The sequence below is a fragment of the Streptomyces naganishii JCM 4654 genome (genome assembly GCF_014650575.1).
GTDB classification, from domain to species: Bacteria; Actinomycetota; Actinomycetes; order Streptomycetales; family Streptomycetaceae; genus Streptomyces; species Streptomyces naganishii.
In genome coordinates this window covers 43,394-65,601 of sequence record NZ_BMVF01000025.1, presented here as the reverse complement: position 1 = coordinate 65,601, position 22,208 = coordinate 43,394, and the positions used below count along the sequence as shown (strand labels likewise).

Genomic DNA, 22,208 nt, shown 5'->3' with positions numbered 1-22,208 from the left:
CGCAACTGCCCTATAACGGGCAACCCGCAGGGCGATGGTGCTATCGGGTGAGGGCGGCCGGGGCGCCGTGACCGCTGCCGGCGCAGGCCGGCTGAGCGGCACCGCCTCACCCCACCCGGTGCGCCCTACCCCCGGTCTCCCGTGCACCCCGCGCCGCGGCTCACCATCACCCGCATCGGGCGGGCCAGTCGCTGACGCAGCACTGCAGGCGCCCGATCGGACACAGGCTCCAGCAAGTGCAGCGTCACGGTGCGGCTCTCACCAGCGGGCACTTCGACGTCGAGCGTGTAGACCGGGTGTCCCCGCTCGGTCCCCGGGGCCGCCAGGACGCGCTTGCCGCCGATGCTCGCCTCAACCAGTCGTGCCGATGCGGTCGCGAAGTAGGAGACCAGGAGGCGGTTGTCGCCGTCGCGGGTCGCATGAGCAGGCTTGTCCAGCCGGGCGGTGACGTAGGCGGGAAGGCCCGCAGAGGGAGCCCGGTTCGCCAGGGTCACCCTGGCGGTGACCTCACGGCCGGCGGCAGTACAGCGACCGGAGGACCACTCCAGCGAGCGGTCAAGGTAGTAATCCAGCTTCGTGCCCGCAGCGTTGTTGACCACCACTGCCGCATAGGGCTCCGCCCCCTGCGGCACCGAACCACCGACCGGGCGAGCCGCCAGCTCCTTCTCCTCCTCCGCGTGAGCACTCCATGCGGTCATCTGCCCGCCCGCCAGCACTTCGTACAGGCCATGCAGCAAGGCGGGACGCCGCCGGGCATCCCCCACGGCGCCCAGCATCCGGCCGGCCGCAGCGCGGGCCACATCCAACAGGAACGCCTTCCGCCTGACGGGGTCGCGATACATGACGTAGTTGGCCCGCTCGGTCAGATCGACCACGTTCCCGGCCGTGACGAGGAGACCGTCCGCGGTGCGTGCCGGCCCCACAGCCTTCAGCAGTGTGGCCAGCGCCCCCGGATCCAGCGACAGTACGCCGTCAACGCTCTGCCCGCTCTTCGCACGCCATGCCGCAGACCAAATACGCGCAGCGTAGGGAACATGAGGGCTCATGTTCGAATTGGGCCAGGTGCCCAGCGAGTCGTACGGCCCGTACATGGCAGCGAACTCGGAACCGAGACCGATGCCCGGACGGGCCGTCGCCATATCGGTGTCCCGCCCGAACTCCGGCAGTGCCAGGCGGCCTTTGTCAGCCGTCAGCACGGCATAAGCACCGGGCATCCCACCCGTTCCACGCGCCTCCGCGGGATTCTGGAACACCAGGAGATAACGCCGCCGGCCGTACTCCCCCATCATCCCGGGCAGCAGACGGGCACCGGCAGCAACGTTGTCCATGGCCGGCGCCATCCGGTCCAGCCCGCCCAGAAACCGACTCCGAGCACGGTCCACGGCAGGCAGCCAGGTCCGCCGCGGCAGCCCGGCCACCTCCGCCCGGGCCACAGCCACCTCACGTGCGGCGCGCTCCAGGTCCGGAAAAGCACTGCGCAGCCGGGAAAGACCGACCGGGCCGGCACCGGCACCGGCGGTGAGCTGACCCACCGTCCGCACCACCACCGGCAGCACGTCTCCCGACAACCGGTCCAGGGCCTGGGCCGTCCCGCGCACACTGCGAAAAGGACCACCGATCCCCGGCAGATGCGCTGCCACGTACCACGCCGGACCTGTCGTCAGCCAGTGCGCGCGGTGCGCCCCGACCGCCACCGAACGAACCGTACCCTCAGCGACTTCCCTGCGGCCCCCGCCCCGGTTTCCAGGCGCCGCCGCCAACGAACTGCGCAACGTTCCCAAATCGCTCCGGACCGCGGCCACCTCCACACCAGCCCACAAACCGGTGACCACAACCCAGCCCACCCCAGCAAGGACAACACCCACAACCACCCACAACACAAACCCGACACCACGGCGACGGCGACGGCACCGCAGGAAAACTCCCAGAGCGCACAGACGAAAACCAGCAGCAAGCGCGCCCTTCACCCACGACATGACAGACCCTCAGCCCCACCCCGCACCAGCACACCGAAACCCGACAAACACCAGCACCCCCCGCCGGCACCACAAGCCAACCGTGTCCCCGCCACAGTCACCACACCTCCAAACCAGCCCGGCACCACCCCCACAACCCCACCGAAAACCGCCACAACCCTCGAGCCCAGCAATCCCAGCACAGCGCCGAGCACCTCCACAAAACTCTCATCGACGATCCACTAACCCCACAGCACCCACAGCACCCACAGCAACAGCGCACAACACACCGGCAGACCCCACCCGAACGGACCCCGCCCGAACACCCCAACCACCTCCAACAGCCCAGCAGAAAACGCCTCACCTCGACACCACCCATCCACCACTGCTCCCCCTATACACCCCCAAAGCACCCACCAACCCACACCCACCCGAAATCACCGCAATGCCCAACACCCCCCACCCCCCCCACCCCACCCCACCCCACCCCACCAACAACCCCGGACCAGACCCACATCCACCCCAAAAACCACCCCCCACACCTTCCCAACCACAAAGAAAACGGCTCCGAACCGGTGAGCGCGGACTTCCGCAGGCACGGGCCAAACAGCGGCAGTGCACGAGCCGGTCCAAGAACCACTCCACGACCCAACGCCGCGAGACCACAACCAAGCCCTCGACACCGGCATCACGCTGGACAACTTCCACACCGATCCCGCGGCAGGCGCCATGGCCGATCACCTTGGGTGCGGTACCCGGTATCCTTGATCCATTCGCACTTGGCGAGGATGCTCGGTGGCGAGCTGGAACAGGGCGGTAGAGCGGGCTTCCGCAAGCCGGATGCCGAGTTTGCGGAGCCTCTCGCCCATGGACCAGGCACCGATCGGCCGGCCGAGCCGGCCGCCGGGGAACAGCCAGTGTGACTCTGTCCGGCCGAGAACGGCATGGCTGCGGCGGGCCGCGACCTGCTGACGGGCCAGGTCAGCGACGGGTGCGGGAAGCTCGACCGGCACGACGCCGAGGCGGATGCGAACGGCTCCGTCCGTCTCCACAGGCGGTCTTCAGGCTTGAGAGTGTCGTCGTGCAGCAGGCTCGGGCGGTGTTCCAGCGGGCCTCGTCGACCATGGCCTGGGAGGGTCCGTTCCATCGCTCGGCAGGGAAGCTGAGGTCGCCGGTGATGTTCTGGGACAGGGCCCAGCGCACGAAGTGTCCTGCCCCCGGCGATGGCGGACATCGTCGCTGGTCATCCAGCGTTCAAGGTCGGCCTGACGGCAGGTTGGAAGGGTCAGATTCTCCTCTTCGAGCCAGTCCAGGAGGTGGACGGCCGCCGGCAGATGTTGCCGTGCGCTCGCGAGCCGGTAGTGCGTAATCTCTTTGCCGCGGCTGCGTCGGCGAAGCCGACGCAGGAGATGCGACGTCGCGTACCGGTGCAGCATTTTCCGGCCCTCGACCGTGCCATGGGAGGCGACGAGGTCCTTCACATGCCGTTCGAGACGGACCATCTGTTCGTCCCGCCGGGGCAGGTGCCTACCGGTTCGTTCAATGGGCCGCTGCCGGCTGGCAGGTGCCGCCGCTTCCTCTCCCCTACGTGCCGTCCTGGCACGCCGCCGCAGTCCCGGACTCCGCCCTCGATGACACCGACGGCTGCGCGGCCCATTCTGCCCCCAACGGCCCTGCGCAAGAGCACTGAGCAACCGTCCACGGCAGCCATGAGGCGAGCGGATCCACCGTGTTCGAAGATGTCGTCCCCGCGGGCTGCCGGTGCCGCGGTGAGCGTCGCCAGTGTGGCGGGCGGTGTACACGAAGGTGCCGCCGGGCCGCAGCACCCAAGCGACCTCGCGCGGGGCGGGGGAAAGGTGTGCCACCCTCGGGCGTTACGGGCCGTCCGCTCAGGGTGAGGCGCCCCCGTGGACCACACGCGTTCACGTTTCCAGGTCGTCGAACTGGTCGAGGAGGAAGTCGACCGGCGCGTGGCTCGTGGCGGCGGGCGTGCCGTCGACGAGGAGTTGCTCAGTCCAGATGACCTTGCCGTGGGTCGTGTACCGCGTTCCCCACCGCTGAGCGAACTGCGCCACCAGGAACAGCCCACGCCCGCCCTCGTCCGTTGTCGCCGCCCGCCGCAGACGCGGGGAGGTTCCGCTGCCGTCCGACACCTCGCAGACGAGGCAGCGCCCACGCAGGAGCCGCACGCCGACCGGAGGCGAGCCGTACCGGATCGCGTTCGTGACCAACTCGCTGAGGATCAGCTCGGTGGCGAAGCCGGCCTCCCCCAGCCCCCACTCACGCAACGTCCGCCTGCACCGCTCGCGCACCTCGGGGACCGCCGCCGGGTCCGGTGGTACAGCCCACTGCGCCACGTGCGAGGACGGGAGCACCCGGGTGCACGCCACCAGCAGTGCGACGTCGTCGGAGGCGTGCGACGGCTTCAGCGCATCGATCACCGCCTGGCACGTCTCCTCCGGAGCGCGGCCCCCCGAGCCGGCCAGGGCGTTTCGCAGCCGCTCCATGCCCACGTCGATGTCGTGGGCGCGTTCGTCCACCAGTCCGTCGGTGTACAGCACCAGCTGTGAACCCTCCGGCAGCGCGATCTCGGCGGTCTCGAAGGGGTGACCACCCAGACCGAGCGGCGGCGAGGCCGGAACGCCGGGACAGGCCACCGTCCCGTCCGGCCACACTGCCACCGGCTCCGGGTGCCCCGCCCGGGCCATCGTGCACGTCCCCGCAACCGGGTCGTAGACCGCGTAGAGACATGTCGCCCCGGTCACACCCATCCCCTCATGGCCGTCCGCCGCATCGCCCGCCCTCTCCTCCTCGCCCATGCGGATGACGAGATCGTCCAGGTTCCCCAGCACCTCGTCGACGGGGAGGTCCAGAGTGGAAAAGTTGTGCACCGCGGTGCGCAGCCGCCCCATGGTCGCCGCCGCTTGCAGGCCGTGCCCCACGACGTCGCCCATGACCAGTGCGACCCGCATTCCGGCAAGGGGGATGACATCGAACCAGTCCCCGCCCACCCCCGCCTCCGCGGGCAGATACCGCCAGGCCACCTGCAGTGTGTCCTGGTCCGGCTGGGCCCGCGGCAGCAGGCTGCGCTGCAAGGTCACCGCCATCGCGTGCTCCCGGGTGAACCTGCGGGCGTTGTCGATGGCGGTGGCCGCTCGCGCGGCCAGTTCCTCCGCGAAGGAGAGGTCGTCCGGCTGAAATGCCGGGGAGTCCGCTGCCCGGTAGAAGTTCGCCACGCCCAGCGGTACATCGCGCGCCCGCAGCGGTACGGTGACCAGTGAACGCAAGCTGTGCTCCGCGGCCTTCCGGGCGCGCTCCGGGCCCTGTTCCCACCAGTCGTGCGCCTGTCTCAGATCCGTCTCCAGCATGCCCCGCCGCTCCTGCAGCGCGCGCAACTGCGGCGCCCGGCTCGAGAACGTGACCACCTCGCCCGGCGGGCACACCGGAATCGACCGCTGCTCACCGCCGACGGCCGCCCGGCGCAGGTTCCGCCAGCCCTCCGCCGTCGGTTCCCACCCGCGCGTCACCGCGTCCAGGAGGTCCACCGTCACCAGGTCGGCGAACCGCGGCGCCGCGACGTCGGCCAACTCCTGGGCAGTGCGCTCCACGTCCAGCGTGGTGCCGATCCCCACCCCGGCCTCGTACAGCAGCATCAACCGCTCCCGCGCGGCCTCCGCCCGCCCCGAGACCGCCGCCAGCTCCGTGGTGTCCCGCAGGGTCACGACATTGCCTCCCAGGCCGCCGTGCCCATGCGTCGGCCGCCTGTTGACCGTCAGCAACCGGTCACCGACGAGATGCACCTCGTCGGTGACCTCCTCCGACGACGACAGCAGACACATGACAGACTCTGGCAGCCCCAGTTCCCGTACCGGACGTCCTTCGACATCGGCCGGCAGGTCCACCAACCGTCTGGCCTCGTCGTTGACCAGCAGGAGCCGCCCGTCGGCGCTGGTGATCAGCACCCCTTCGCGTACCGAGTGCAGCACCGCGTCGTGGTGCTCGTACAGGCTCGCCAGCTCCTCCGGGGCCAGGCCTCGCGTCTGCCGGCGCAACCGCCGCGCCACCAGCGTCGTCCCGGCTGTGGCCATCCCCAGCGCGGCGGCCCCGCTGCCCAGGATGATCGGCAGCTGGGGCAGCCACAGTGCCGATACGTTCCTGACCGTGATTCCGGCGGAGACCAGACCGACCACCTTGCCGCGCGAGTCGGTCACCGGGACCACGGCCTGCACGTCCGTGCCCCCGCCCGCGGGCAGGGGCGGCCCGCCGGCCTGCTCGATCACGGTCCGGCCGTTCACCGCCGGCGCGATGGTGCCGACGAACTTCTTTCCTATCTCCTGCGGATAGGGATACGTGTAGCGGATGCCTTGCGTGTTCATGGCGACGATGAAGTCGACGCCCGTGCGCTTGCGCGCCTCCTCGGCCCGCGGCTGGAGCACCGCCGTCGGGTGGCGGCTCTGCAGTGCCGCCGCCGTGCCGGGGGCACTCGCGAACGACTGGGCCGCGACGACCGACTCACGGCGGCCCCGCTGCACCGCGTCCCGCGCCGTCTGGAACACCATGGCCGCCACCGCGGCCAGGACCAGCACGACCACGATGGCGACCTGGAGCAGGAACACCTGGCCGGCCGCACTGTGCACGTTCAGCAGGAAGCCCCGGCGCCGCCGCGGGTGTCCGGTGAGCGGATGACGTTCCGGGCTCCGAGGGCGCCCGGAAGAAACCTCCATACACCCTTCATAGCACCCACCCGTCAATGTCGACCGGACGGCGCTGTCCTTCCGGCAGTGCCGAGGCCGACCCACGCAGTAGCTCCCCCGGGCCCACGTCCGGAACGGATACGGCAGCGCAGCCCGCGGTGGTGAGCCGGCCGGTCCCGCCCCTGCGGGGATCGCTCGGTGTACGACCCACCACGTCGCCTCCGCGTGGCCCCGTCAGGGACTCCGGTCGGGAGCCTTGAGGGAGTCGAGCCAGCCGAGGAGGCGGGTGCCCTCTCGGGTCATGACGTCCGGGTCGCGCAGGGCGTTGGCCAGAAGAGACATGCCCTGGTAAGCGGAGACGAGGGTGAGGGCGAGGTCGTCCGGGTCGGGCAGAGCCAAGGCGCGGAACTGGTGCCCGGCCCAGTCGAGCAGCCGCCGGATCACGGCGCCGGCCTCCACATCGAGGGTGCCGTCGGCACGCTTGTCGAGTTCGACGGCCAGGGTTCCGGTGGGGCAGCCATAGCGGGCCGCGGCGTCGCGTCGGCTGACCCAGGCTTCGATCAGGACCTTGAGGCGGTCGCGGGGGTCGGGCAACTGTTCCAGCGAGGCGATGAGTTCGTCCAGATGCGTGCTGTGCTCGGACAGAGCGGCCCGGACCAGTTCGTCCTTGGTTTTGAAGTAGTAGTAGACGTTGCCGACGGGGACGTCGGCCGCCCGTGCGATGTCGGCGAGGGTGGTGCGCTCGACGCCCTGCTCGTACAGGACTTGCGCTGCCGCGGCGGTGAGCCGTCGGCGCTTGTCGGCTGCCCGCGCCCCGGGATTCGCTGAGTCAGTCACCTGACCAACTATAGATCCCCTCTCGGGACGTGCTACCGTCGCAGTAAGTCAGCCAACTAACTTATTGGAGCCTTTCATGATCACAGTGACCGGAGCCACCGGAAACGTCGGCCGAGAACTGGTCCGCATCCTCGCCGAGGGCGGCGAGGCGGTGACCGCGGTTTCGCGGGGCGAGGCGCGCGACCTCCCCGTCGGCGTGCCCCATGTGCGGGCCGACCTCGCTGACCCCGGCAGTCTGCGCCCCGCGCTCGACGGCGCCGACGCACTGTTCCTGTTGGTGGCCGGCGACGACCCGCAGGGCGTCGTCGACGCCGCGAGGGCGGCCGGCGTCCGCCGCGTCGTCCTCGTCTCCTCCCTGGGCGTCGCCACCCGCCCGGACGCCTACCGCCACCCCGCCGCCTTCGAGACCGCGCTCCGTGGCTCCGGTCTCGACTGGACCGTGCTGCGCTGCGGCGGGCTGAACTCCAACGCCTTCGCCTGGGCCGGGGCGATCCGCGCCGACCGGGTGGCCGCCGCGCCGTTCGGCGACGTCGGCCTGCCGATGGTCGACCCGGCGGACGTCGCGGAGGTCGCCGCCGCCGCGCTGCTGCAGCCCGGCCACGCCGGTGCCGTGTACGAGCTCACCGGCCCCGCTCCGACCACCCCGCGCGAGCGGGCCGCGGCGATCGGCGCCGCGCTCGGCGAGCCGGTCCGCTTCGTGGAGCAGACCCGCGAAGAAGCCCGGGAGCAGATGCTCGCGTTCATGCCCGAACCGGTGGTGGAAGGCACCCTCGCCATCCTCGGAGAGCCGCTGCGCGCCGAGCGCCGGGTGAGCCCCGACGTCGAGCGGGTCCTGGGCCGTGCGCCTCGCCCCTTCGCGGAGTGGGCCTCCCGCAGCACCGCCGCCTTCCGCTGATCCGGCGGGTTGCACGTCCCCTCGACACACTTCCGGGAGAATCCTCATGCCGACCACCCCCGTCCTCGACTCGACGATCGACTATCGCGCGCTCGGCTCCGGCGCGCCGATCGTCTTCCTGCACGGCAACCCCACCTCCTCACATCTGTGGCGGAACGTTCTGCCGGCCGTCGGCCGGGGCCGCCTGCTCGCTCCCGATCTCATCGGCATGGGCGAGTCCGGCAAACCCGACATCGACTACACCTTCGACGACCACACCCGCTACCTCGACGCCTGGTTCGACGCGCTCGGCCTCGACGGCGTCGTCCTGGTCGGGCACGACTGGGGCGGCGCGCTCGCCTTCGACTTCGCCGCCCGCCACCCCGGCCGGGTCCGAGGCATCGCCTTCACCGAGACCATCGTCAAACCGATGACCTGGGAGGAGTTCCCCGAGGACGGCCGCGAGCTGTTCCGGGCCATCAAGACGGAGGCAGTGGGAGAGGCCATGATCCTCGACGACAACCTCATGATCGAGAAGGGGCTGCCCGACACCGTCGCCACCCCCCTCGACACCGTCGACCTGGAGGCCTACCTCCGGCCCTACCCGACCCGGGAGAGCCGCCGACCGCTGCTGCAGTGGCCGCGAGCCATGCCCCTGGCGGGCGAGCCCGCCGATGTCGTTGCCCGCGTCGAGGCGTACGACGCGTGGCTCGCGAGCAGCGCGGACGTCCCCAAGCTGCTGATCGACTTCGCGCCCGGCCCGGGCACCATGATGGGCCCCGGCCTCGTCGCATGGTGCGCGCAGCACATGGCCGCCCTGGAGATCGAGCGCCATGACGTCCCGGCCGGGCACCACACCCCGGAGGACCACCCTGCCGAGATCGCCGCGGCGATCTCCGCGTGGGTGGACCGGCACGGGCTGCGTCAGTGACGGTGAGTTGCCGAGATCCCGGTGTGGGTCGCCCGACGCGGCACGTGAACAAGAACCCTTGACCGCTGCGGGCCCGCGGCCTGCGAGCGACTCACCCGGTGACCAGAGTGCTGCGGGCGGTGGTGATCGATTCACGATCCCATGTCGACGGGAAGACCTCGCACGGTCGCAGTGCCAGATCGAACTACCCAGATCCCGCTGCAGGGAGGAGTCTCCTCCGAGCGGCTCTTGAGTTCTTCGACATCCACCGCCGCAGGCCACCGGGTTCCGGTTTCCGACCACCGCACTCCAGCGAGGTCGAGGCCGTCGAGGTCGACGGCCCGGAGATCAGCGGTGGTGAAGTCGTTGATGAACGCGTGCACGGAGTCCAGGTCGAGCGCGGGCGCTACCCGGTCCAGCACCATACCGATGGCTCGTGCAACTTCGTGAACTCGGATGTTGACGATGGTAGAGGTGAGAACGCGGTCCGAGCCGGCGCGACCGAGGGCCAGTTCGAGGTCGCGGGCGCGAGAGTGGGCGCGATCAAGCAGGAGTCCGAGGGAAGCACCTTGACGGCGGCTGCGAGCACGGATGCGGTCGAGGACGCGGATCATGGCGCGGACGCGGTCGAGATCGCGCGCGATGGCATGGGGATGGTCGCGGTTTCCGTTGTGGTTGCGGCCGGTACCGCGCTCGAGGTCGAGGCGGAGAGCCAGGTTGAGGGAGCGCACGCGCTCCAGACCACGTCGGAAATCGCCGCCGCGATCGCGCTCGGCGTCCACGCCGAGGGTGAAGGCGTGGTCCAAGTCGTGGGCGAGGGCACGGACCAGATCCAGGTCCAGGTCACGTGCGTCATCACCGGTCAGGTACTCACCGTCCACCACGATGTCGCGGGTGAGGGCACGGTAGGCCGTCGCGACATGCGGGTTCGTGCGCAGTGACAAGCGGTCTGACGCACCGACCGGCCAGGCGAACCGGTTGTCGTCGCCCCGACGGGCTGAGCGAGTGGACGTGTGGGAGGACGGAGGCAGGGGTGGGAGGACTGCCCTCAGACCTGCCTCCACGTCGAGCACCCAGCCGAGACGATCCACCGCTGCGTCGTGGCGGACCTGCAGCAGCGCCTCTCGCAGGCCGGCCTCGACATCCAGGGCGTCGTCCAGGCGGGCGGCCAGGTCGCCTCCGTACTGGCTGAGAAGGCGGTCGGCAGTCCGGTCGTGGAATTCGGGCTCGCCGCGGTGGGTCACTATTCCCCCTCTCGCGCTTTCAAGTAGGCCGCTGCGGCGCGACGTGCCTTCCGAAGATTGCTTCGCACGGCCTCCGATGTGATCCGTAGCTGCGCGGCGATATCGCCGGGCGTGAAGCCGTCGAGAGTCCAAGCCAGGACCTGCCGTTGCCGAGGTGGCAAGCTACGCAGCAGCGGCAACAAGTCGTAGCGGTCCTCCCATTCCGCGATTGCATCCGGATCAGAGAGCAGCGAGGTCGGTTCGGGGATCTGCTCGACCGGGTTCTCCTCGACGGATGCGATCCTCCGGGCCAGTTCCCGGGACGCGACGGTGTGCGCCCAGGCCCGAGGTTCCCGAAGATGGTTCCAGTGCTCATACGCCTTGAGCATGGTGTCCTGAACAATGTCAGCTGCGGCAGAGACCGCGGCCCCCTGATTGATCAGAAAACCAACGAGTTGCCGGGTATTTTCACGGTAGAAGGCAGAGAATTCTTTTTCCACCTGCCGGAGGGGCGCGGCGCGGCCTCCCTCGAGATCCTTCCGACGAGCGGCGGGTGCACTCGGCAGGTCGGTGCCGTCCAGGGGGTCTTGGTCGCTCACTCTGCCGCAGTTCCCTCGCGAGCCGGGGTACGGGTGATTTTCATGCGAATGCGGTGTCCATCATGGCTCTGGTCATCCAGCTCCATCCGAACGCCTGGTGGCACCGCCTCAGTTACGCCCAGCAGGGACTGCCGCCGAACCTCTTCGCCACGGGTGCGCCAGCGTAAGCGCAGCCAGAGGGCCGTCAGGGCACAGGCGTTCGCTGTGATCAGCGAGGCAAGAGTCGTCGTGGCAGAGTCCATGCGTGTCCTCTTCAGGTGTCTCGGCCCCGCGTCTTCCGCGAAGCCCGTCACCCAGTAAGAGTCCGGAGAGGGCATGATCGTGAACTCTGGACTCGAACCGGCAGAGCCGCGACCGCTCCTGCCGCCCGCCTCGCCGCGCGCCAAGAGACATCCTGGAGGCGCACGTGCGACCGCCTGGGCAGTGCCGCGCGGCGTGCCTTGTCGGTCGCGCTCGCGCCAGGTGTTGTCCCGGAAGATGGTGTTCGCGGTGAAGGCCCGGCGCCGGCCGGCGGCCAGGACGGTGCGGAACTCCTCGCTGGTGTGGACGGCCGGGGTGGTGTCCAGGGCGGCGAGGGGCCGAGGAGTTCGGGGATGGGCGGCGGGACGCGGTGGCCACGGTGGGGGTACGTGGTTCCAGGCGCCGGCGTACTCGTCCTTGGTGAACGTGATGCCGGAGCGGCCGTCCAGCATCGCGTCGCACAGGGCGTCGGCGCTTCGGTGTCCGGCCCGGCGCATGGCGCCGGGGTACTCCTTGAAGACGCGCTGTGCGAGCGCCCCACACCACCGCGGCGGAGCGGGCGCCTGCGGGCAGGGCGGGACCGAAGGTCTCGTACGGCAGGTACAGGGCCATGGCGAAGGTTGTTGGCGGCGAGGGCGGTGAAGGCCAGCCTGTAGGGGCTGCGTTCCAGGCGGGCCGCGGTGCGCGGCAGCGTCAGCCTACCTCGGGGGACGGCGTTCAGTTGGCGGACGAGGCGGGCGTAGATCTCGTGTTGCTTCCCCCTTCTCGAGCCGCCGGGTCGAGGATCGAAGACGCACCTCGGGCTCGGTGACGAGCTGTCACCGAGCCCGAGGAGACAGGGCGTGGATCAACGTCTCCGGGACCACCCGGCGCCGATCCCGGCCGCATGCAGGGCCAGAGCAGTCAGCCCCAGCAGCATCACGTTCGTCGAGGAAAACACATGATTCGTACTGAGGTCCGCGGCGTTGATCAGAAACGACACGAAGAACAGCACCGCCGCGACTATGCCGAGCATGGCATTGAGCTCCTCTCACAAGGGTGGGTGAAGCCCGTATGCCCTGACATCGCCTGAACAGACGCCGAAAGCTCAGTCTCGGGAGGACGCCCCGGGCAAGCCGGCAACTGCCGGACCACAGCTGCCGCTGACAAGCGGTCAGGCGTGGGCGTGACCGGGGCGTGCGGTTTTGCGGGAAGCGGTGTGATGCGCGGGACAGCCGGTACCCGGAGCTTGAAGACTCCGCAGGAAGAGGGCGGCGGTGACGAGGAGGCCGGTGAAAACAGCGAGGAGCAGGACGGATATCCACATCTGCCGGCTTCCCGGCGCCTGCCAGCCCGTCCAGGCGGCCGACGCGGCCCATACCAGGACGCACGCGGCGTGTGCGGGGCCATCCTCGCCGACGGGGAACGCGCAGGCGGCCCATGACATCGGCGAAGGCGGGTGCGTCACCGGCTTGTCCGGCGGTGAGAACGAACGCCACCGGCCGACAGCGGGCATCGGAAGCGAGGTGGATCTTCATGGTCAGCCCGCCCCGGGACCGGCCGAGGGCATGGTCGTCCGGTTCGCCGGTCGGGGCCCCCTTCTGGGGGCCCCGACCGCGCGCTGGTGAGCCCGCACGATCGTGGAGTCGACCGGGACGGCCCAGTCGAGGTCCTCGTCCGCGTCGGCCTGGGCCACCAGGGCGGTGAAGACTCACCAGCGAGGATGTGACGGCGGCGGTTCGGGCGCAGGACCACGCCGCGGCTCTTCCGAATGGCTCGAAGGGGTGTGGGGGCTGCATCCGAACTGCTCGCACAACTCGTCCAGGCTGGATCCAGACACGTAGGCGACCGTCCGCCCCGAGGGCGCGGCACCGCGTGGACGGTCGCCGCTTGTCAGTTCAGGCCCTGAAGACGACCGGTCCCCTGCACAGCGGCAGTCCGTGGTCCTGCCGAGCGAACGGGGTGACCTGCTATGGCTTCCAGCCGGCGGCTTCGAGTGCCTGGCGCGACCAGTTGCTCTTCGGCACTCCCGAACGGCCGGAGGCCCCTGGCCGGCGGATGCCGGGCAGGGGCCCTTTGACGACGGTCAGGCTAGGCCGATTGGTCTACTGCGTCAGCCGTCGTTCTCCGCGGACGGGAGGTTGGCGCCGGGGACGTCCTTGGGCGCGTACATCTTCTTGTCACCCGGGTAGGGCTTGTCGAAGTTGTGGGTGTCGTACCAGGTGTAGCGGTCCATCTGCTCGTTGTTGGCGTAGTCCGGCACGGCGTTGTCGCCGGTCAGACGCTGCTTGGAGAGCCACTTCTTCCACTCGTCGGCCAGCGGCCGCTGCGCCGACGGGACGGCCGTCGTCGTGGGCGCGGGCGCCGCCGCCGGGTTCTGCGGGGCGGGGGTGTCCACACCACAGGACGGGGCCGGGCTCACGCCGAGGGTCAGTGAGGTGCGGTTGGCCACAGCGTTGAACGGCGTGAAGTCGGGCTTGTTCGTGAACGCGCCGGCCATCGGGGTGGCCGCGGTGTCGAGCTGGTTCATCGGGTGGATGCCGAGGATCTGCTCGATGGTGCGGACCATCGTGACCTGCGAGTAGTAGTGGCTGTCGACCGTGCCGTGGTTGGCGTACGGGCTGATGATCTGGACCGGCGCGCGGTGGCCGTCAACGTGGTCCTTGCCGGCCTGGGAGTCGTCCTCGACGATGAAGATCGCCGAGTCCTTCCAGTACTTGCTGTGCGTGATCGTGTCGACCATGCGGCCGACCGCGAGGTCGTTGTCGGCGACCTGGGCGGCGGAGTTCGCCGGGCCACCGGTGTGGTCGTTGGAGTACCAGAACATGTTCAGGTCAGCAGGACCGTTCTTCTTGAAGTCCTGCTCCCAGATCTGCTCCTTGTAGACGTCCGGTACGCTGGTGTCGAACTTCGGGAAGCCCTGCACCGAGACGTCGTTGAGCGAAGGGATCGCCGAACCCGTCTGGATGGGGTACTTGGTCGGCGAGCCGGTCGCGGCCATGTCCTTGCTGTCGCAGTACAGGTTCTGCCAGCTCGCACCCGACGGCTTCTGCTCCAGCGTCTGGAACTCGCCGTAGTCCTTGACCGACTTGCCGGCCGCCTTGGCACCGGTCCAGATGAAGCCGGACTTCTGGTGGCCGAGAACGTCGTCCTCGGTGTCGTAGGAGCGCGTGTACTCACCGGCGGAGGACTCGGTGTACTCCGGGTTGTCCGCCTGGTTCAGCCAGTTGTGGCCCTCGGCGGAGTTCGTGCCCATGTCGTAGAAGTTGTCGTACAGGCCGAACTGCTTGGCCAGTGCGTGCTGGTTGGGCGTGACGTTCTCGCCGAACTGGGTCAGCGAGGGGTCTCCGTTGCCCTGCGGGATGTCGCCGTAGACCTGGTCGTAGGTGCGGTTCTCCTTGACCAGGTAGAAGACGTGCTTGATCGTCGACGGGTCGCCGAGGCGCGCCGGGACCGGCACCGCGGGCACGTTGCCCTTGTTCTTGGACAACTTGAGCGAGTCGCCGCTCCAGCCGTTCATCCGGAACACCTTGGGCGTGTACGACTTGATCTCGTCGTCGCTCGGCAGGGTGAACGTGGTCAGGCTGGACGTGGTGTCGTGGGTGCCGTGCTTGGAGGGGTTACGGCGGGCGTCTATGCCACGGGTGTTGGAGACGACGATCTTCCCACCGACCTGGGCGATCTCCGAGGGGAAGTAGTCCGTCGGGAGCAGGCCGACGTAGCGGGCGGGCGTCGCCGCATCCGAGTAGCGGTAGACCGCGACGGCGTTGGCGCGGCCCAGGGTCACCAGCAGACGGCCGTTGTCGGTGAGGGTGACGGCGTTGGGCTCGTAGCCGACCGAGGACTCGGCCCACGGCTGGGCGGAGATGGTCTGGACGACCTTGTCGCTCTTGGTGTCGATGACGGAGACGCTGTTGTCGGAGGTGTTGGTGACGAACAGCACGCCGTTCTTCGCGTACACGGCGGTCGGGTGCAGACCGACGTCGATGGTGCCCACGGCGGCGGAGGCGTCGGCGGTGTTGATCACGCTGACGGTGCCGGTGGTGGCGGCGCCGGTCTCCCGGTCGGCCGGGACCTGGGTGCCGTACGAGTTGATGGTGGTCTCGCCGTCCTTGGCCGGACGGCCGCCCTCGTTGGAGACATACAGCTTGCCGCCGACCAGCGCCAGGCCACGCGGGGCGGTGCCGGTGGTCCAGGTCGCCTTGACGGTGCCGGTGGCGGCGTCGATGGCGACGACCTTGTTCTGGCCGTTGACCGCGCCGTACACGGTGGAGCCGTCGGCGGAGAACACCGCGGCGCCCACGAGGGCCTGGTGGCCGCTGACCGTCGGGATGTTCACGGCGACCGGGTTGGCCAGGGTGCCGTCGGCGTTGACGGTGAACTTGGTGTAGCCGGTCGCCTGGCCCAGCCACAGCGACTTGCCGTCGGGCGAGTAGGTCGGACCTTCCTGGCCCACAGCGCTGCTGCTGATGCGCAGGTCGTCGGCCGTGTTGGTGCCGATCTTCTGCGCGACCTTGCCGGTGGCGAGGTCCATGATCACCAGGGCGGAGTCGCCGTCGGTGACCGAGGCGGCCAGGTGCTTGCCGTCCGGGCTGACCACCGACGACATGATCTTGCCGGAGTTGATGACCGTACGGTCACCGTAGGGCTTGATGTACTGGTCGTCGGAGACGACGGTGCCGTGGTCGGTGACCTGGCCGACCTGCTGGGTGCCGAACTGTGCCGTCGAGGCGACCGCCGTGCCGGTGACACCGAGGGCGACCGCGATACCGGCGGTCACCATCATGGTCCGACGACCGACAAGTCTGCCGAAGAGGTTGACCTGCTCCCTCTGCTGAACCCGGCGCTGTCGTGCAACCTGCATGGAACTATCCCTTCGAGGAGGTGTCGAGCAGTTCGACGTTGCCGTCGAACTGCCAGAGCGGATTCGGGGCGTCTCCGGTCGATGTCCGCAGCAGGAAGTAGCCGTTCACTTCCTTGGGACCGTCGCCGTCGGCCACGAACCGCCCGTCTGAGGTGATGTCGATCTGGTAAATCGCCGTCCCCGTGACTGCGATGCCTGGCAGATGCCAACTGACGGCGCACCGCCAGTTGTTGCCTGCGCCCTCCTGTGCTCCCTTGCCCGCGCTTTTGGCGCATGTCGCCGTGGTGCGCAGTTGCGCCTCCGTGACGGCGGGGCGATGCAGTTGGTCGGTCTGCATGCGATAGAGGTGGGCGAAGGCTGTTGCGACGGAGCGCTGCACCTTGCCCTGCTCGATCCCGGAACCCATGGAAGATGTGGATACGGCTACTGCCGCGATGCTGAGGGTGGTCACCCCCACCAGGGGCAGCAGCCCGACGGTGAGCGCGTGGCGCCCGGAACCGTCGTAGGCGAGATTGGTGAAGTCCCGCCGCTGGAACAGCACATAGGCCAGCACGGTCGCAAGGACCGCCCACGCGAGGCTGACCGCGATGGCGATCAGCAGCGGTGCGAGCTGCGTGGGGCTGGTGAACAGGCCGTTCCAGGAGATGAAGGCGTAACCCGGCAGTGCCAGCCGCACCGCCACAGGCAGGGGCAGTATCTGCGTGACCTGCATGATGATGGCGACGAGCGCGGGCAGCAGCAGCCCCATCGGGGAGCGGCCCAGCATGACGGAGCCGAGCAGTCCGATGCCGGCGAGGGCCAGCGTTGGGGCGAGTGCACACACCCAGGCGAGCAGGACCTTGAGCGCGGCGTCCTCCGGCGACAGCAGGTGGCCGTCGAGGCCGACCAGCGGACGGCTGCCCACCGTCAGGAGGCCGCCGATCGCGCTGGAGCAGGCCAGCCCGGCCACGAGCACCAGGATGACGGTGAGGCTGGCCAGTGCCTTCGCCGCGAAGATCCGTCTAGGCGATCGGACCGCCACCAACAGGTGGCGCCAGGTGCCCAGCCGGTCCTCGGAGGCGAACACATCGCCTGCGACCACCGACGTCAGCAGCGGGAGCGCCCAGGTGCCCGCGAAGCCGAGCACCACCAGCGGCCCTGCCCAGCCAGTGGCGTGCATCCAGCGCCCGAAGAGGGTGTCCACGGGGAGCGTGCTCTGCTGGCTCACGCCGGCGACGAAGAGGGCGGGAGCGATCCAGCAGGCGAGGACCAGCAGGCGGATGCGCCACTGGGAGACGAGCTTGACGAGTTCGAAGCGACAGGCGCGGGTGACGGGGACGCGACGGCCGCGGGTCACGGGCTCGTGTTCGTGTTCCGCGCTCTGGGTTAGGGTCGCGGTCATCGGCCGGCCTCCTGCTGCTCGGTGAGAGCGAGAAATGCGGCTTCGAGCGGCGACACCACGGGAGTGAGCTCGCGCAGCGCGACGCCCTCGTCCACGAGCCGCACCACGAGGTCGTCGAGGGCGGGCACCATGGCGCGGACGACGAGCAGTTCGGCGTCCTGGCGTACGCCGGCGTCGTCGACGATCCGGACCCCGGGCGTGTCGTCGGCCATCCGGCGGGCGGCCTGCGGGTCGGAGGTGAGCAGCCGGTAGTCGAGTTCACGGTTGTCGGTGGCCAGCTTGCTCAGCGGACCGGAGAAGACGACGCGTCCGGTGGCGACGATGGTCACCTCGGAGCACAGCGCCTCGAGGTCGTCCATGTTGTGGCTCGACAGGACGACGGCGGTCCCGTCGGCCGCAAGCCGGTTGAGAACACCGTGCACGTGCCTCTTTCCCGCCGGATCAAGGCCGTTGGACGGTTCGTCGAGCACGAGCAGCCGGGGCCTGGTCAGCAGGGCGGCGGCGAGTCCGAGCCGCTGGCGCATTCCGAGGGAGAAGCCGCGGACTCGGTCGTCGGCGACGCCGGTGAGGCCGACCTCGGCGAGTACGTCGTCGATTCCCGCCGTGCGCGCGTCGTGGCCGCGCAGTGCGGCCAGCGCGGCGAGGTTCTGCCGCGGGGTCAGCGACGGGTAGAGAGCGGGACCATCCACGAAACCGGCGACACCGTCGGGGGCATCGAGCGCCCGCCCGACCGGCGTCCCCAGGACCTCGAGGCGACCGCCGTCGGCAACCGCGAGCCCCAGCAGAAGACCGAGCAACGTCGTCTTCCCGGCGCCGTTCGGTCCGACCAGGCCGTGGATCTGCCCCTGCGTCACATCGAGGTCGATGCCGTCGAGCGCGACGACGTCACCGAAACTCTTCGTGATGCCGCGAGCCCGGATTGCGAGGAGTTGTTCCATGGGTCCCTTCCTTACAAAAGCCTTAAGGACCCTAGGGACTGATCACGCTGCTCAGGGGATGGGGAGTTGAATGTTGATGGAACACGAAACGACTTGGCACTCGCGACGCCGTCACCGGGACGGTGTCAACCATGCTTGGGCCAGCGGCTTTTGCACTTACTTGATCAGGGGCGCCCGGAACCCATGCGGAAGTTGCGATCGCGAATAGTGTTCGCTACCAGGGGTGAACGCCGGGGCGTACTCGCCGGTGCCGGCCAGCCAGGCGCGGAGGGCGGGCTAGGCCTTCTCGAACCAGGGCTCGCCTGCCCGCAGTCGGCCAGCGGTCAGGCGGTCCTCGGGTGTGGCGGCGAGGCCCAGCGGACCTCTTGGCACGGCCCTGATCAGCGGCCCTGATCAGCTCGACGGCCGCCACGGCCGCGCCCACCCATACCGTCCCGTGGTCCGAGCAGTACCGCACAGCAACCGCTCCAGGGCAGCGTTGGCTCGAGAGCAACAGCCCACTCACGTCCTCCACCCTCGTTGCGAAGTATGCGGCCGGAAGCCGGTGGACATTGGCCTCCGACAGCCGTGCCAACTCACCACGACAAGACACGCTCGTCGGCGATGGGTCGGGGAGCCCAAGACGGGAAAAGGGCCGCGCGGCCGTCGGCGCGGCACAGATAACCTGCGCGGATGGAGCGGATACAGCGGGCTGCTGGCGCGGTCGTCGGCTCAGCGGTGGGTGACGCGCTGGGCGGACCCTTCGAGTTCGGACCCCAAGGAGCGTTCTCCGCGCGGTTTCCCGCGTCTGGTGACGGTGGTGAGATGCGCGGAGGCGGCGGCTGGGACCCCGGCGAGGCCACCGACGACACGCAGATGGCCGTCCTGGTCGCAGAGTCGTTGCTGGAACAGGGCGGACTGGATCTTCCGGACATCTTCGCCCGCTTCCAGCGGTGGGCAGCATCAGACCCCAAGGACATCGGCCTGCAGACCGAAGACGTCCTGACCAACGGCATGCCCTGGGACCTCGCCGCCGCGATCCATTTCCAGGTCAACCAACGAGCAGCGGGAAACGGCTCCTTGATGCGGGCATCGACCTCCGCAGTCCACTTCGCGGCCGCCGGCCAAGAAGCCACCATGGACGCCGCGCGCCGCATCGCCGCCCTCACCCACGGCGACCGCGCGGCCTGGGAAGGAACCGCGATCTTCCACGAACTCATCCGCGTCACGTTCGAGGACACCGACCCCCTCACCGCACTCCCGGACATCCTCGCTCTTGTCCACCCCGACCACCGCGGCCGCTACGCCACCGTCCTCGCGCCCGACTGGCACCCCGATCAGGCGACCGAGTTCAACGGCGCCGTCTGGCCCTGCCTGGGCTCCGCCGTCTGGGCCCTGCGCACCACCAACAGCTACGAAGACGCAATACGCGCGGCGATCGACCTCGGCGGTGACACGGACACCGTCGCCGCGGTTACCGGAGGCCTCGCGGGGGCCTATTACGGGCTGGACGCAATCCCCGTGCACTGGACCCAGCCGCTCCATGTCCCCCTCCCAGGATTCGACGGACGGGTGCTGCACCTGGAAGATCTGCTGCACCTTGCACACCGCCTCGAAGGTGGCCGTTGACGAGACAGGCGTGGTAGCCCGTATAAACGGTGAACTGGTGGTGTGGGACGAAAGTCGGCTTGCGTTCGAGCGGCTGCAACAGCGTCTCGCCCGGCGTGGCCGAGGCGGCGCCGGTGTCGAAGCCGGGCGGGGTGAACGCAGCAGCTTCGGCTGGGACAGCAGCCCGGCTCTGTCGGGCGGCACCCGGCCGTGCGAAGCACCGAACCGTAGGAACTCCCCCACCACCGTTGTCAAGGCGTTCGCCGTTCCCCGCGACGGGTAACGGGCCGGCGCTGGCCGCACCTGGCCAGCCCAGGGCGGGACAGTCCGACCAGCCACCGCTGCAGCCCGACCAGATCCAGGCAGCCGGGAGTTCGCCAGTCCAGCCGCCACATCCGGCAGTGATTCAAGTTACGTGATCGTTCATACCCCCGACGACTCAGCCCAGCAGGGGCGACGGGATTGTCGGCACCCACACGTTCGAAGACGGGTGCGCGGACGGCGTTCGGCACACGGCAAACCTCATCCTGCGGCGCAGCGTACGCAGGTGCGCGCCGCCGGGCGCACCTCCAGGCGTTGAGTCGGGATCGGCTTCCCACAGCCCTCGTAACGTCAGCCAAGGGGTGGGTCCGCCCCCGTGCGGCTTCAGCAGCCGCCACAGGCAGAGGCGCACTAGAGGCGGCGTCTGTCTGGTCGTCGTTGTTCCCCGCAGGCGGTGATCACGAAGTTTGAGAGGACGGATGCAGTGAAGCTGTCTTCTCGGTGGTGGGGTTGGGGCGGGTGGTCAGTGAGATGCTCGCCGCCACGACAGTGGCCAGGGCCAGGAACCCGAACGCCGCCGCGAAGCCGGAACGGTCGGCGAGCCAGCCCATGATGAGCGGGGCAAGTACGCCTGCGAGCTGCCCGCCGGTGTTGACCGCCCCCATACCTGAGCCGACGACGTCGCGGGACAGTGCGCGCAGGGGCATGCCGATGATTCCGATGGAGGCCAGGCCGGCCGCGAACATTGCGAGTGACTGCAGGACTGTGAAGGCGGTGGTCGAGTTGGTGAGCAGCATGGCGACCAGCAGCGAGGCGGAGAGCAGCAAGGCGGGGACGACCAGCCGCCGCGGATCGGCGTCGAGTCCGCGGCTCATCAGTTGGCCTCCGAGTACTACGGCGGCGGCCGTGACGAGGAGCGGGATGGCCGAGGATATGCCGGCCTCGACCATGGACATTCCCTTGGTCTCGACGAGGTACGACGGGACCCAGGTGATCATTCCGTAGTCCAGCATGTTGAAGCAGGCGAACATGACGGCGCAGCGCAGGACCAGTCCGTTGCGCAGTACGTGGGTGACCGGGGCTGCCGCCAGGGTGTCCGCGTGGGTGTCGGCTTCGGTGAGTTCACGAGGGAGCGGTGGAGGCATCAGCTTCCACAGGACCAGTCCGATGGCCAGTCCGGCGGCAGCGACGATCCAGAAGGTGTGGCGCCAGCCCGTCATGACGACGAGCGGGGCGGCGATCAGCGGGCCCAGGCCGGCGCCGAGGCTGTTCGAGGCGATCATGAGACCGGCGCCGCGGCTGCGCGTGCGGGGTGTGGTTCGTTCCGTGAGTGCCTTGAACGAGGCTGCCGGGAACAGCGCTTGCGAGACGCCGAACAGCACCCGTAGCAGCAGGAGCACGAGCAAGCCGGGCGCGAGGCCCGTCGCGGCGGTGAACACTGACCACGCGGCCAAGGACACCACCAGCAGCGGGCGGGACCCGATCCGGTCGGCGAGCACGCCGGCAGGGAACTGTACGAGCATGTAGGCGATCGCGAAGGCGGAGACGACCAGTCCCTGTTCGGTGCGGGTGAGTCCGAATTCCTTGCCGATCAGCGGCAGGGCGATCGCGATCATCACGCGGTCGATGTAGTCGACGACGTACCCGCCCATGAGCAGGGCGAGCGTGGTGTTCTCTGTGCGAAGGACGGTTCTGGGTGTGCTGTTCGGGCGCAAGGATGGTCCCTCCGTTCTGTTGGTGGAGGGGAGCGTAGGGCGGTGCGGTTCGTCACCGACTCGTGCAGGCACACGACAGAAGGAGCCTCGTTTCGTCCGATCCGACGGGGCCGTTTGGGGGAACGCTGTCGAGGACGCAGGGGCCGAGGCA

13 protein-coding genes and 2 pseudogenes are annotated in these 22,208 nt (G+C 69.3%); 3 read left to right on the top strand and 12 right to left on the bottom strand.

Annotation, left to right across the window (positions count from 1 at the left end; all coding sequences use genetic code 11):
- Positions 1–125: 125 nt before the first annotated feature.
- The 3 genes from IE217_RS31130 to IE217_RS31120 all read right to left on the bottom strand — a co-directional run bounded on the left by IE217_RS31130 (position 126) and on the right by IE217_RS31120 (position 7,486).
- Positions 126–1,694, bottom strand: coding sequence for a DUF4012 domain-containing protein (locus IE217_RS31130; protein ID WP_190181300.1), 1,569 nt, complete (start codon positions 1,692–1,694; stop codon positions 126–128).
- Between the two features lie 2,183 nt (positions 1,695–3,877).
- Positions 3,878–6,679 (bottom strand): SpoIIE family protein phosphatase, encoded by a 2,802-nt coding sequence (locus IE217_RS31125; protein WP_190181299.1) that lies wholly within the window; start codon positions 6,677–6,679, stop codon positions 3,878–3,880.
- Between the two features lie 204 nt (positions 6,680–6,883).
- Positions 6,884–7,486 carry a TetR/AcrR family transcriptional regulator gene (locus IE217_RS31120; RefSeq protein WP_190181298.1) on the bottom strand — a complete coding sequence of 201 codons (603 nt, stop codon included), beginning with the start codon at positions 7,484–7,486 and terminating at the stop codon, positions 6,884–6,886.
- Positions 7,487–7,562: 76 nt separating this feature from the next.
- Here IE217_RS31120 and IE217_RS31115 point away from each other — a divergent pair, with 76 nt between their 5' ends.
- Complete coding sequence (locus tag IE217_RS31115; protein ID WP_190181297.1) at positions 7,563–8,381, top strand: SDR family oxidoreductase; 819 nt, start codon at positions 7,563–7,565, stop codon at positions 8,379–8,381.
- A 46-nt stretch (positions 8,382–8,427) separates the two neighbouring features.
- The gene (locus tag IE217_RS31110) at positions 8,428–9,291 is read left to right on the top strand and encodes a haloalkane dehalogenase (protein ID WP_190181296.1); all 864 of its coding nucleotides are present in this window, start codon (positions 8,428–8,430) and stop codon (positions 9,289–9,291) included.
- A 131-nt stretch (positions 9,292–9,422) separates the two neighbouring features.
- Here IE217_RS31110 and IE217_RS35005 read toward each other — a convergent pair whose 3' ends face one another.
- From IE217_RS35005 to IE217_RS31080, 7 genes and pseudogenes are all read right to left on the bottom strand, one after another.
- Positions 9,423–10,514, bottom strand: a complete 1,092-nt coding sequence (locus IE217_RS35005) for a hypothetical protein (RefSeq protein WP_229865723.1) — start codon at positions 10,512–10,514, stop codon at positions 9,423–9,425.
- The gene (locus IE217_RS31100) at positions 10,514–11,092 is read right to left on the bottom strand and encodes a sigma-70 family RNA polymerase sigma factor (protein WP_229865721.1); all 579 of its coding nucleotides are present in this window, start codon (positions 11,090–11,092) and stop codon (positions 10,514–10,516) included. Before IE217_RS31100 ends, IE217_RS35005 begins: the two co-directional genes overlap by 1 nt.
- Before the next feature lie 1,087 nt (positions 11,093–12,179).
- On the bottom strand, positions 12,180–12,347 hold the full coding sequence (locus IE217_RS31095; protein ID WP_190181295.1) for a hypothetical protein: 168 nt from the start codon (positions 12,345–12,347) through the stop codon (positions 12,180–12,182).
- Positions 12,348–12,705: 358 nt separating this feature from the next.
- Positions 12,706–12,876, bottom strand: a pseudogene (locus tag IE217_RS35485) (IS5/IS1182 family transposase); the annotation flags it as partial.
- Between the two features lie 548 nt (positions 12,877–13,424).
- A complete protein-coding gene (locus IE217_RS31090; protein WP_190181294.1) occupies positions 13,425–16,175 on the bottom strand; it encodes an alkaline phosphatase family protein in 2,751 nt (916 codons plus the stop codon).
- A gap of 4 nt (positions 16,176–16,179) precedes the next feature.
- Entirely contained in the window at positions 16,180–17,556 is a 1,377-nt protein-coding gene (locus tag IE217_RS31085; RefSeq protein ID WP_190181293.1) for an ABC-2 transporter permease family protein, read from the bottom strand.
- Positions 17,553–18,494: an ABC transporter ATP-binding protein gene (locus tag IE217_RS31080; RefSeq protein ID WP_190181292.1), complete on the bottom strand. Its 942-nt coding sequence runs from the start codon at positions 18,492–18,494 to the stop codon at positions 17,553–17,555. Before IE217_RS31080 ends, IE217_RS31085 begins: the two co-directional genes overlap by 4 nt.
- 672 nt (positions 18,495–19,166) lie before the next feature.
- Here IE217_RS31080 and IE217_RS31075 point away from each other — a divergent pair.
- Positions 19,167–20,102, top strand: a complete 936-nt coding sequence (locus tag IE217_RS31075) for an ADP-ribosylglycohydrolase family protein (RefSeq protein ID WP_190181291.1) — start codon at positions 19,167–19,169, stop codon at positions 20,100–20,102.
- Between the two features lie 501 nt (positions 20,103–20,603).
- Here the strand turns inward: IE217_RS31075 and IE217_RS34990 are convergent.
- Positions 20,604–20,675: pseudogene (locus IE217_RS34990) on the bottom strand (TraR/DksA C4-type zinc finger protein); the annotation flags it as partial.
- A 125-nt stretch (positions 20,676–20,800) separates the two neighbouring features.
- Positions 20,801–22,057, bottom strand: coding sequence for an MFS transporter (locus tag IE217_RS31065; RefSeq protein ID WP_229865716.1), 1,257 nt, complete (start codon positions 22,055–22,057; stop codon positions 20,801–20,803).
- Between the last annotated feature and the right edge of the window lie 151 nt (positions 22,058–22,208).